Origin of the sequence: Candidatus Symbiopectobacterium sp. NZEC151 (assembly GCF_025962655.1) — a bacterium.
Lineage (GTDB): Bacteria > Pseudomonadota > Gammaproteobacteria > Enterobacterales > Enterobacteriaceae > Symbiopectobacterium.
Map to the genome: position 1 here is coordinate 1,220,139 of NZ_JAGFPE010000001.1, position 12,408 is coordinate 1,232,546.

General features: G+C 57.5%; 10 protein-coding genes. 2 read left to right on the forward strand and 8 right to left on the reverse strand.

Annotated elements, in window-relative coordinates; genetic code table 11:
- The first annotated feature begins 81 nt into the window (after positions 1–81).
- On the forward strand, positions 82–1,179 hold the full coding sequence (locus J5067_RS05375; RefSeq protein WP_264650620.1) for an NAD/NADP-dependent octopine/nopaline dehydrogenase family protein: 1,098 nt from the start codon (positions 82–84) through the stop codon (positions 1,177–1,179).
- A gap of 30 nt (positions 1,180–1,209) precedes the next feature.
- On the opposite strand, the gene J5067_RS05380 is transcribed toward J5067_RS05375, so the two are convergent.
- From J5067_RS05380 to J5067_RS05415, 8 genes are all read right to left on the reverse strand, one after another.
- Positions 1,210–2,499, reverse strand: coding sequence for an aspartate aminotransferase family protein (locus J5067_RS05380; RefSeq protein WP_264650621.1), 1,290 nt, complete (start codon positions 2,497–2,499; stop codon positions 1,210–1,212).
- A complete protein-coding gene (locus tag J5067_RS05385) occupies positions 2,492–3,550 on the reverse strand; it encodes a phosphotransferase (protein WP_264650622.1) in 1,059 nt (352 codons plus the stop codon). The genes J5067_RS05380 and J5067_RS05385 overlap by 8 nt, the downstream gene beginning before the upstream one ends.
- Positions 3,543–4,277 carry an SDR family NAD(P)-dependent oxidoreductase gene (locus J5067_RS05390; RefSeq protein ID WP_264642858.1) on the reverse strand — a complete coding sequence of 245 codons (735 nt, stop codon included), beginning with the start codon at positions 4,275–4,277 and terminating at the stop codon, positions 3,543–3,545. Before J5067_RS05390 ends, J5067_RS05385 begins: the two co-directional genes overlap by 8 nt.
- Before the next feature lie 170 nt (positions 4,278–4,447).
- Entirely contained in the window at positions 4,448–5,272 is an 825-nt protein-coding gene (locus J5067_RS05395; RefSeq protein ID WP_264642859.1) for an ABC transporter permease, read from the reverse strand.
- 18 nt (positions 5,273–5,290) lie between these two features.
- On the reverse strand, positions 5,291–6,562 hold the full coding sequence (locus J5067_RS05400) for an ABC transporter permease (protein WP_264642860.1): 1,272 nt from the start codon (positions 6,560–6,562) through the stop codon (positions 5,291–5,293).
- Between the two features lie 36 nt (positions 6,563–6,598).
- The gene (locus J5067_RS05405; protein ID WP_264642861.1) at positions 6,599–7,660 is read right to left on the reverse strand and encodes an ABC transporter substrate-binding protein; all 1,062 of its coding nucleotides are present in this window, start codon (positions 7,658–7,660) and stop codon (positions 6,599–6,601) included.
- A gap of 327 nt (positions 7,661–7,987) precedes the next feature.
- Positions 7,988–9,439: an NAD-dependent succinate-semialdehyde dehydrogenase gene (locus tag J5067_RS05410; RefSeq protein WP_264650623.1), complete on the reverse strand. Its 1,452-nt coding sequence runs from the start codon at positions 9,437–9,439 to the stop codon at positions 7,988–7,990.
- Positions 9,440–9,452: 13 nt separating this feature from the next.
- The gene (locus J5067_RS05415) at positions 9,453–10,718 is read right to left on the reverse strand and encodes a 4-aminobutyrate--2-oxoglutarate transaminase (RefSeq protein ID WP_264642863.1); all 1,266 of its coding nucleotides are present in this window, start codon (positions 10,716–10,718) and stop codon (positions 9,453–9,455) included.
- A 156-nt stretch (positions 10,719–10,874) separates the two neighbouring features.
- Here J5067_RS05415 and J5067_RS05420 point away from each other — a divergent pair, with 156 nt between their 5' ends.
- Positions 10,875–12,362: a PLP-dependent aminotransferase family protein gene (locus tag J5067_RS05420; protein ID WP_264650624.1), complete on the forward strand. Its 1,488-nt coding sequence runs from the start codon at positions 10,875–10,877 to the stop codon at positions 12,360–12,362.
- The last annotated feature ends 46 nt before the right edge of the window (positions 12,363–12,408 follow it).

The following is a 12,408-nucleotide window of genomic DNA, read 5'->3' on the forward strand; positions in this document are numbered from 1 at the left end:
ACAGCGACCTAGGGTATTACGCAAGGTGAGGCATTCACCTTGCCTGATGCGTCATTCGCGTGATTGAAAGGATAATCACAGATGAAAATAGCACTGTTAGGTGCAGGGAACATTGGATTTGCCAGCGCAGCCTGGCTCTGCCATCACGGCCACCAGACGGTGCTCTGGGCCAGGGATGCGCACACGCTGGCAGGTATTTCTCACGCCCATTCAGGGCTTCACTATACCGGCGTTATCGAAGGAGAATGTCGCCCGGCCGTTACTACTGACATCGCCGCTGCGGTACGCGGCGCGGATGCCGTGCTGCTGTGCGTTCCGGGTTATGGCCATCGTGCAGTGATGGAAGCACTGGCACCCCATCTGACAACCGGACAGCCGGTTATCATTAATTCCGCGTGCTCATTGAGCGCCTTGTTTTTGTCGCAACTGCTGGCACAGCGCGCCATCCGCGCACCGATTATTACCTGGGGAACCACCGCATTCACCGCCCGACGCAAAGCGGAAAACGGCGTCACCCTGATGACCGCACGCCGCTGTGTGCATGTCGCCACGCTCCCCGCCGCACACAATGCCGAGGCAATCGCCCTGTGCGAGCAGCTGTTTGGCAAACGGTTCCAGCCGCAATCCAATATCCTGGCGACGTCATTAATCAATATCAATCCGATTGCGCATTTGGGGTTGGCGCTGTGCAATGTCACACGCATCGAGCATCAGGAGCGCTGGCCGCAATATCACTATATGACAGATGGAGTGGCGAACCTGATTCTGGCACTGGAGCAGGAACGGCAAGCCTTGGCACAGGCATTTGGCCTGAGGCTGCACAGCATTGAAGCGCATTTTCAGCAATCGTTCGATGTATCCTGCCGTACGTTGAGCGAGATCGCCGCCGAGTTGCACCGTCGGCGCGGTGGACCACCCGGCCCGACCGATATGAATACCCGTTTTATTCTGGAAGATACGCCCTACGGGTTGGTGTTCGCCGAAGCGGTTGCACGCAAAGCAGGGATCGCGCTGCCGCTACACAGTGCATCGATTACCCTCGCCAGCGCCGTGTGGCAGTGCGATCTTCGGGCCCAAAATGATGTATTGCCGTCCCTGGAACTGGATGCCCTCTCGCTCGCTGATTTTACCCGATCGTTGCAAGAGGGCATTAGCGCATCACAGGTCCGCGTGTGGTAATCGCTAACGCCCACCCGACAGGCGCAGCCGTTAGCGCTGCGCCACTTCTGTCAGCACCGCATCCAGCGTATCGAGAAACAGCGCGGCATGCTGTTCACTGAACACCAGCGGTGGCCGAATCTTCAGAATATTGCCCGCAGGCCCGGTGGCGCTGATCAATACGCCGCGCTGGCGCAGGGTGTTTACCACTGCTACCGCCTCAGCGCTGGCTGGCGTTTTGTTTTCACGGTCGCTCACCAGTTCCGCGCCGACAAACAGCCCGCTGCCGCGCACGTCGCCCAGCAGTTCATGACGCTGCGCCAACGCGTGCAACCCTTCGCGCAGGCAATGCCCGACCCGCAATGCATTTTGTTGCAGTTGCTCTTCGCGGATCACCCTAAGCACCGCGTGTGCCGCCTGACACGACACCGGGTTACCGCCAAAGGTATTAAAATAGCGAACGTCGCGGCCAAACGCGGCAAACAGCGCCGATTTTCCCACCAGTCCGGCGATCGGATGCCCGTTACCCATCGGCTTGCCCAGGCTGACCAGATCCGGCACCACCTGATGACGGGCGAACCCCCACATGGCTTCGCCGGTGCGGCCAAAACCCGGCTGCACTTCATCGGCAATAAACAGCCCGCCTGCATCGCGCACCCATTGTACCGCTTGCGCCACTTCACCCTTCGGGGGGGAGAAGACGCCGTCGCTGGAAAAAATGGTATCGAACAGCAGTGCCGCAGGACGAATGTCTTCTGCACGCATCTCCGCCAGTGCCGCCTGCACCGACGCCAAAAACGCGCCGGGTTGGCGATAGCTGTCTGGTGCATCAATCAGTTTTACATAATTGCCGCGCGCCACGCCGTCGCCAAGGGACGGGGAGAGTTCCGCCAGCGCGCTGGTAACACCGTGATAGGCCCAACGTGTCACGATAACCCCGGTGCCGCCCGTCACATGCCGCGCAATGCGCAGCGCCAAATCATTGGCTTCACTGCCGGTGCAGGTCAGCATCAGGTTATCCAGCTCCGCCGGAAATTCACGCAGCAGGTCTTCGGCAAAATCAACGATGGCATGATGTAGATAACGGGTATGGGTATTAAGCTGCGCGCTCTGCCGGGCAATCGCTTCCACCACCGCCGGATGGCAATGCCCGACCGATGCCACGTTGTTGTATACGTCCAGATAGCGTTTGCCCTGCGCATCGAACAACCACACGCCCTCTCCGCGCACCGGATGCAACGGCTCCTGATAGAAGAGTCGATAACCCTGACCCAATACGCGCTGGCGGCGCGCCAGTAGTTCAGCGCTGTCATTCACGGGTGACATTGTCACTTCAGCCATTATTTATCTCCTTTATCCCCTGCCATATCCGCTGGCAGAACCGATCGTGTGAATAGCGGGATATCTGTTGCAGGCTGCGCCAACTGCGCGGCAAATTGCGCAACAAATAGTCACGATTGTCCGGATAGCGTGCGGCACGCCACTGCGCGATAGTCATGATCAGCGCCAGACGCGTCATGATGAGATCGGGCAATAGCGCAATCTCCTGCTCGGTCAATGGCAAATGTGCATGATAAGACGCGGTAAACGGCACGATAAAAGCGAAGGGATCGTCCCCGTCATGGACCTGATAGGCCAATGCCGTCGCCAGGTCATTGATCAGCGGTGCATACAGGGCATCACCAAAATCGATAATGCCGCTTACGCGCGTAGCATCACCGGTATCTGCCAGCACGTTATGCGGATTCATGTCGTTATGGATGGTCTGCTGACGCAGCGTTTTTAACTGCGGCGCGACGTGGCTATCGTAGCGTTGCAGGATCTGCGTGATAGCCTGTTGCTGCTCAGGGTCGTGCACAAACGCAAGATAAGGCCGAATTTGCTCGGCGCGACTGATGTCCCACAACAGTTGCCTTTTCTCTGCCGGGTGTGAAAAACGGCCCAATGCCACATCCAGCTGTGCCAGCGTGCTGCCTAAACTTTCCATCAGCGCGATAGAGGGCCTAACCGCGTGCAGCGGTGTGCCTTCAAGAAAACTCACCAGACGAATGCGCAACGCGCTGCCGTCAATGTCCACCACCGGTTCCGCCTGCTGATAGCGCGTCAGTATCACGCGCGGCACCGGCAGCGCCGCCGCCTGCTGGGCAACATGCAGTAATAGCGCGGTCTGGTAATGGCTCTCGGCCACCGATTCAGCGGCATTGATCACCTTTAGCATATAGCGCCGCCCGGAGGGCACGGTCAGGCAGAAATTTTTATCCCGTTCGCCGGTGAGCAAGGTGACATTCCCTTGCAGGCCGTAGTATTGCCACACCAGCGCCTGCGCCTGCTGGCAAGAAACCTCTGGTACCGCTTGTGTCATCAGCGTGCCCGAGTCCTGCGCGTCACACATGCTGGCCTCCGTTAACCTGAATTTCCGCGCCATTAACATAGGAAGCGCCGCTGTTGCACAGGAAATAAATCAGGCTCGCCACCTCTTCGGGTTTGCCCAGGCGCTGCATCGGAACCTGACGCGCCACGATCTCATCGGTACCCGGTGACAGGATGCTGGTTTCAATTTCACCCGGCGCAATCGCATTGACGCGAATGCCGTAGCGTCCAAATTCGTTTGCCATTTCCCGCGTCAGCGCAGAGAGTGCCGCTTTAGAGCTGGCATAGGCGCTGCCAGCAAACGGATGCACGCGCGACCCGGCAATCGAGGTGATATTGATGATGCTGCCCTGACTGGCACGCAGTTCATCAAACAGTCCGTTAGCCAGCAGTGCGCAGGAGAACAGGTTGACGTTAAACACCCTGAGCCAGGTGGCGTAGTCAGTCTGGCGCACGCCAAGGCGGCTGCCATCCACGCCTTTTGGCGAAATACCGGCGTTATCGACCAACGCATCCAGCCTGCCGCCAAGTTTTTCTTTGATCAGCGGCAGCGTCTCCTGCACGCTATCGATATCCTCCAGATCGAGGTGGATATGGTTCAGCACCCCTTCCACCCACGGGCAATCCTCCACCCAGTTCTGCCGTGAGGCGGTGAAAATACGCCACCCGGCGGCATGGAAATGCTTCACCGTGGCGTGACCGATCCCCCGACTTGCGCCGGTCAACAGCAAGGTCTTTTGCTCGGACATAGGCACCTCATTAGATATTTGATGCATCATAAAATCAGCGTTAAAAAAAACTGAAACAGCGCACTGTTCAGTAGAATTCTGTCTGTAAGCCCGACAACGCTTTGTTGCACGGGCTTCAGGATATAATTAGCAGCACTATTTCTTCACAAGAATGCGCTAAACCGACACCATCACCCAGGGCGACCGCCTCTGAGCTTCTCCGCACGGCGGCGCAGCACTTCCATCACAATCAGCAGCACCAGCGCTGCACCCACCATCATAGAGGCGGCCGCCGCAATGGTGGGATCGAGGTTTTCCCTGATACCGGCAAACATTTGCAGCGGCAGCGTGCGCTGACGCGGGCTGGCGAGAAACAGCGTGACGATCACTTCATCGAACGAAGTGGCGAAGGCAAACAGCGCGCCGGAGAACACGCCCGGTGCGATAAGCGGCAGCGTCACTTTGCGAAACGCATACAGCGGCGGCGCGCCCAGACTGGCGGCTGCGCGGGTCAGGTTATGATCGTAATTTTTCAGCACCGCCGTTACGGTGATCACCACAAAGGGGACGCCGAGCATGGCATGGGCCAACACCAAACCAAGATAACTATTGAGCAGCGAAAGTTTGGCGAAGAAGAAGAACATCCCGACCGCCACAATCACCACCGGCGCAATCATCGGGGAGATCAGCACCGCCATCACCAACGCCTTGCCGCGAAACTCACCGCGTACCAGACCGATGGAGGCCAGCACGCCAAGCACCGTGGCTAACAGGGTTGAGAGCGGCGCAATCATCAGGCTGTTGCCGAGCGCGCCTAACCAGGCGCTGGAGCTGAAAAACTCCTGATACCAGCGCAGCGAAAATCCGGTCAGCGGATAGCTGAGAAAAGAACCGGCGTTAAACGACAGCGGCACGATCACCAGCACCGGCACCACCAGGAACAGCAGCATCGCCGCGCCGTAAAAATTAAAGAAGCCTTTCCATAAACGCAGGACCACGGCACCTTGTTGTCTCATCAGGGTTCTCCTTGCGTCTTAACGCGCCGCCGCTTCGGCGTCGGTGCGGGTCACGCGAATATAAACAATATAGAGCAGCGTCACGATGATCAGCAGTTGGGTACCCAACGCTGCCGCCATGCCCCAGTTCATGGTGGTGTTGGTGAAGAACGCCACGAAGTAGCTCAGCATCTGGTCGCTCGGACCACCCAGCAACGCCGGTGTGATGTAGTAACCGATCGCCATCATGAACACCAGCAACGCCCCGGCGGTAATCCCGGCGTAGGTTTGCGGCACATAGACGCGCCAGAACGCCTCAAACGGGTGTGCACCCAGCGAAATGGCCGCGCGCATATAGCTGGGGGAAATGCCCTTCATCACCGCATACAGCGGCAGGATCAAAAACGGCAACAGAATGTGCGTCATTGAGATGTACACACCGACGCGGTTAAACACCATCACCAGCGGCTCATTGATAATGCCGATACTCAGCAAGGCGCGGTTGATCAACCCGCCCGATTGCAACAGCACAATCCAGCTGGCGGTGCGCACAATCAGTGAGGTCCAGAACGGCAGCAGTACCAGAATCATCAGCAAGTTGGCGCGATTGGTCGGCTGTTTTGCCAACCAGTAGGCCAGTGGATAGCCCAATCCAACACACAGCAGCGTCACCACACCGGCCATCAGCAGCGTGCGCAGCAGCACATCAACATACAATGATTGTTCCGGCGGTTGGGCAACAATGTTTCCCGATGCCGGGTCGACACGATAGTCGAACACCGCCAGCAGGTAATAACTGGTGAAAGGACGCGAAGCGCGATCCAGCGTGCGCCAGGTGGAGAGTTCTCCCCACAGCGGTTGCGTTTGAATCAGTTGTTCACGCACGTTGCCGCTATCGGGCGCGGGCAACTGGCGCAAGGTGCGGTTAATCAGGGTGCGATAATCAGACCCTTCATAGCCGAGACGTTTGGTTATCATGGCAATTTGCCCGGCGCTGCGCGCCTGACGCAAATCAGCGGCCACGGCAGTAAACGCCGCGTCATTGGGTAATTCGTTGCCAGACCATTGCCGCAACGCGGCAATGGTCATCGGCATGGCTTCCCGCAGTTCTGGATTCGAGATACTTTTTCCCAGAATCGAAAAAATCGGAAAGAGAAAGCTAACAACCAAAAAAAGGAACAGCGGCGCAATCAACAGCAATGAACGTTTTTTATACAGCGCCTCAGCCGTTTTGAGCTGCTGTTTCAGCAGCGGGCTCCCTTCTCTTTCGTTGGCGGGCGGCAACGCCGCGGCCAGGTTATTCTGGGACATACACTTACCTCCAATCACAGATACGGCAAAACCAACTTACTGCGCAGCCCAGGCGTTAAAGCGCTGTTCCAGTTCTTCACCGTGGTCAATCCAGAACTCAGTGTCTACCTGCAAGGCCTGTGCCAGGTTATCCGGCGCGGTCGGCAGGTTTTTCACCACATCAGGTGAAATCAGGCTGGTGGTTTTAACGTGCGTTGGGCCATAGGGGATAGTTTCAGCAAACACTTTCTGGTTTTCTGGCTGGTTGGCAAAGGCGATAAACTGTTCTGCCAGCGCTTTGTGCTTGGTGCCTTTGACGATGGCCCAGCTGTCCAGATCGTAAATACTGTCATTCCACACGATGCGGAAATCATGCCCTTCTTTCTGCGCCGCAGTAACGCGACCGTTGTAGGCGGAGGTCATCACCACATCGCCAGACACCAGCCATTGCAGCGGCTGTGCACCGGATTCCCACCATTGGATATTTGATTTGATTTGGTCCAGCTTTTTGAACGCGCGATCGACACCGGCAGGGGTTGCCAGCACTTTGTAGAGATCTTCGCGTTTTACGCCATCCGCCAGCAATGCAAATTCCAGCGTAAACTTGGCGCTTTTACGCAGCGCACGTTTACCGGGGAAGGTTTTCACATCCCAGAAATCAGCCCAGCTTTTCGGTGCCTGCGGCAGTTTGGCCGCGTTATAAGTTAGTACGGTAGACCAGAGGAAAATCCCTGCGCCGCACTCAGAAACCGCACCCTGCACAAAGTCAGAGGGGTTGCCCAGTTTTTTCCAATCCAGCGGCTCAAACATCCCTTCGTTACAGCCGCGTACCAGCTCCGGCCCTTCCACTTCAACCACATCCCAGCCAACCTGACCGGTTTCCACCATCGCGCGAATACGGGCCATCTCCCCGTTGTATTCACCCGCTTCTACCGTTCCTTTACCCGCCGCAGCGAAAGGTTTGTAGAACGCTTTATCCTGAGCATCTTTGTTCAAGCCGCCAAACGAGACGACGGTTACGGTTTCAGCATAGGCCTGTGAAGCCATGGCAGTAACCAGGGCGCAGAGCGCCATTTTTTTCACTGCGGACAGCTTGGTCGGTAACTTTTGGGTCAACATAAGTGCGGCTCCTGGAGAGTTCGTCAACGTTAAATGCGGGCTGTACCCATCACAATTTATTTGATGCATCATGCATCAAATAAAAAGCATAATCTGTGCCATGAATTCGGATTACCCCTGGCTGATTAGCAGAATTACCGCGATTGGAGCCTGAAAAAGGCATAGGGAATTTTTATGGCCGGCCGCACTATCCTATAACGGCGTTTTTTGCTTTGTTGTGGTGCATCCGGTGACACACTGCACCAGCACAAGGCGGAGGCTGCCAGCAACCTCGCGCCAGAATGCGGCACGGTCAGAAATGGTTTTCTGAACCGTGCCACCTTGGCATTACGACAAATCTACGCAGAGATATTTCATCTCCAGATAATCTTCAATACCGAAACGCGAGCCTTCACGGCCTAAACCGGACTGTTTCACCCCGCCGAACGGGGCCACTTCGTTAGAGATAAGACCGGTATTGATGCCCACCATGCCGTAATCCAACGCTTCCGGCACCTTCCACTGGCGCACCGCATCACGGGTATAGACATAGGCGGCCAGACCGAACTCGGTGTCGTTCGCCATGGCGATAACCTCGGCGTCATCCTTAAACGGAAACAGCGGCGCCACCGGGCCAAAGGTCTCTTCACGGGCAAAGCGCATTTGCGGTGTGACATCAGCAATCACGGTCGGGGTAAAGAAGGTGCCGCCAAGCGCATGCAGCTTGCCACCGGTCAGTAACGTCGCGCCTTTGCCCAACGCATCGGCAATGTGTTGCTCAACTTTAGCGACCGCATCGGCATCGATCAGCGGCCCTTGCGTGACGCCCGGCTGCGTGCCTTCGCCCACATTCAGCTTCTCAACCTCTTCGACCAGACGCTGTTTCAGTGCCGGGTAGATGCCCTGTTGCACGTAGATGCGGTTAGCGCAGACGCAGGTTTGCCCGCTGTTACGAAACTTCGAGGCCAGAATGCCTTTGATGGCGGATTCCAAATCAGCATCATCAAACACGATAAACGGGGCATTGCCGCCAAGTTCCAGCGACAGTTTTTTCACCGTGGGCGCGCTCTGCGCCATCAGGATACGGCCTACTTCGGTCGACCCGGTGAAACTCAGCTTGCGAATCACCGGACTGTCGCACAGCACTTTACCGACATCCGCCGCTTCACCGGTGATCACCTGCAACACACCGCGCGGAATGCCCGCCTGGTTAGCCAGCTCTGCCAACGCTAACGCGGTAAAAGGCGTTTGTTCGGCCGGTTTGACGATCATGGTGCAGCCTGCCGCCAGTGCCGGACCTACTTTGCGCGTGATCATCGCCGCAGGGAAATTCCACGGCGTGATAGCGGCACACACGCCAATCGGCTGTTTGATCACCAACAGGCGCTGATGCCCTTGCGGTGTCTGCAACACGCTGCCTTCGATGCGTTTTGCTTCTTCGGCAAACCACTCGATAAACGAGGCGGCATAGGTGATTTCACCTTTGGCTTCCGCCAGCGGTTTGCCCTGCTCAGCCGTCAGGATCGCTGCCAGCGCATCCTGATGTTCTACTATCAGACGTGCCCAGGTTTGCAGCAGGCTGGCACGGGCTTTCCCCGTCAACGCCCGCCAGCTCACCATCGCCTTTTCCGCGGCCGCAATGGCTGTCGATGTTTGTGACGCTGTCACTAATGGTACAGAACCGAGCACGGCCCCAGTCGCCGGGTTGGTCACCTCAAGGGTGTCGCCGCGTTCGCTGTTCTGCCATTCACCGTCGATCAAACATTGCTGACGGAAAAGCACGTTGTTTTTCAATTGCATAATATTCCTCTGGTTACTTCGCCAACACGCTGGTCAAAATCTTCAGCGCCTGACTGAACTGCGCATCAGGGATGGTCAGCGGATACAGGAAACGAATCACGTTGCCGTGTACCCCACAGGTTAACAGTAGCAGACCTTGCTCCAACGCCGCCTGTTGGTAACGGCGCGTCAGTTCTGCGCAAGGTTTGCCGGTCGCCGGATCGTTGAACTCGACGGCCACCATTGACCCTTGGGCGCGAATCGCCACAATCCCCGGACACGATGCCTTGGCACCTTGCAACGTTTCCACCAATTGCGCCCCGAGGCGTTGCGCTCGTTGGCACAGCTGTTCTTCATCGATGATATCGAGCACGGTCAGCGCAGAAGCCACGGCCAGCGGGTTGCCCGCATAGGTGCCGCCCAATCCGCCAGGGCCAGGTGCATCCATCACATCGGCACGGCCTACCACGCCAGAAATCGGGAAACCACCGCCTAAGCTTTTCGCCACGGTGATCAGATCCGCTTTCTCCGCATAGTATTCCATAGCAAACAGTTTGCCGGTGCGCGCGAAGCCGGTTTGTACTTCGTCGGCAATCAGCAGGATGCCGTGCTGGTCACACAGCTTACGAATGGCGGTGATGAATTCCGGCGGTGCCGGGACAAAACCCCCTTCCCCTTGGACCGGTTCAAGAATAATGGCAGCCACTTGATCGGCACCGATATCGGTATGCAGCAGAATATCCAGGCTCTCCAGCGCGCGTTCCACCGAGATGCCGCGCGCTTCATTCGGGTACAGCGCATGGAAGATAGAACCGGGGAACGGGCCGACGCCGGTAGAATACGGTGCCACTTTGCCGGTTAACGTCAACGTCAGCAGGGTGCGGCCATGAAATGCGGCGTTAAAGGCGATGATGCCCGGACGTTTGGTGTAGGCACGGGCAATCTTCACCGCATTTTCTACTGCTTCGGCACCGGTGGTGAAGAAAGCGGTTTTTGCGGTTCCTTCAATCGGGGCACGTTGATTGATACGCTCAGCCAGTTCCACATAGCTGCCGTAGGGAACCACCTGATAGGCAGTGTGCGTGAAGCAATCCAGTTGCTTGCGCACCGCGTCGACAATTTTCGGGTGACGGTGGCCGGTGTTCAGCACGGCGATACCGGCAGCGAAATCGATGTACTCGTTGCCTTCCACATCCCACAGCGTGGCGTTCTCGGCACGCGCCGCATAAAAATCACACATGACAGCCACACCGCGCGGTGTAGCGGCTAAACGGCGTTGATTCAATTCGCTATTACTCATTTTTCAGCTCCCGATTACGTTCGCACCCAAAGCACAAGGTCGTGTTGACGGGCCGGTGAATGCCATGGCGACCAACCCGATATCAAATTTGATTCTATTTATGCGCGCTCTGGTCCTATAATCCAGAGCCAGTTTATACAATTTGAGGGATCCACTTTGCGCTCGCTGCTTACCGACTTACTGATGCAACGGTTAGCCAAACAGACGTCAGGCACGCTGAACAAGCGGCTATACGATACGCTGCGTCAGGCGATACTGGCGCGCGCTATCACGCCGGGCAGTCGTCTACCCTCATCTCGCGATCTGGCGCAGCAGCTCAATCTGTCACGTAATACCGTGCTGGCGACTTATGAACAGTTGCTGGCAGAGGGATACATCGAAACCCGGCCCGGCAGTGGCACTTTTGTCACGGAACAACTGCCGGATGGCAATATGGAGCGCGTACCCGATGCGCAGGAGGGTGCTTCGCACTCCGCCGCGCCGGCGCTGTCGCGGCGTGGTATGAACCTGCTGGGTTACGCCGGTGCTTCAGCGCGCCAATGGGGCGCGTTTATGCCGGGCATTCCCGATATTGCCAGCTTTCCACACGACCTGTGGCGGCGCACGCAAACGCGATTGATGCGCCGCATGAAACCGGAACAGCTCTCCTACTCCCCCATGGGTGGCAGCCCGGAGTTGCAGTTGGCGCTGACGGAATATCTGCGCGTGGCCCGCTCGGTGGAATGCACGCCGGAACAAGTGCTGATCACCGAAGGCACCCATCAGGGCATGGATCTGCTGGCCAAAATGCTGTGCAACCCCGGTGATACTGCATGGATTGAAGACCCCTGCTACTGGGGAATGCGCAACGTACTCACCATTAATGGATTACGCGTAACGCCCATTACCGTGGACGATCAGGGGATGGCCCCGCCGGAAACGCCGCCCCCAGGGCGCGCACCGCGGCTGATTTGCGTAACCCCGTCACACCAGTATCCGCTGGGTGCGGTGATGAGTCTGGCGCGCCGCCAACGGCTGCTGGCACTGGCGCAGGAGCACAACAGCTGGATCGTGGAAGATGATTACGACAGCGAATTCCGCTTCTCCGGCAACCCGGTACCGGCGTTACAAGGGTTGAACAGAAATGCGCCGGTGATCTACATCGGTACCTTCAGCAAGACGCTCTATCCCGGTTTGCGCGTGAGCTACATGGTGCTGCCGCCGCCGTTGGCACAGGAGCTCAAAGTCGCCCACGCCGAGTTGTACCGTGGCGGGCACTGGTTAACGCAGTCCACGCTGAGTGAGTTTATTCGTGAAGGACACTATGCGGCGCACATTCGCCGTATGCGATTGCTTTACGCCCGGCGACGCGCGCTGTTGACCCAACTGATTGAAACCCACCTTGGCAGCGAGTACGTCGGCGACCGCAGCAATGCCGGGCTGCATATGCTGTTAAAGCTGCCTGCGCAGGTGGACGATGTGTTGCTCAGCACCCAGATTCTGCGCCACGGCGTTATGGTAAAACCGCTCTCCAGCTACTACCTGCGCCCCACCGCCGAACGCGGCCTGCTACTGGGCTATGCCAGCGTTGAAGAGGGTGAGATTGTGCGCGCTTTCGACGTGGTGGTTGCCTGCCTGCGCACCCTGCCCGGCCATACTGACTAGCGCCCTGTTATCGTGCGCCGCCCGCGCGGCGCACTGCACCACACGC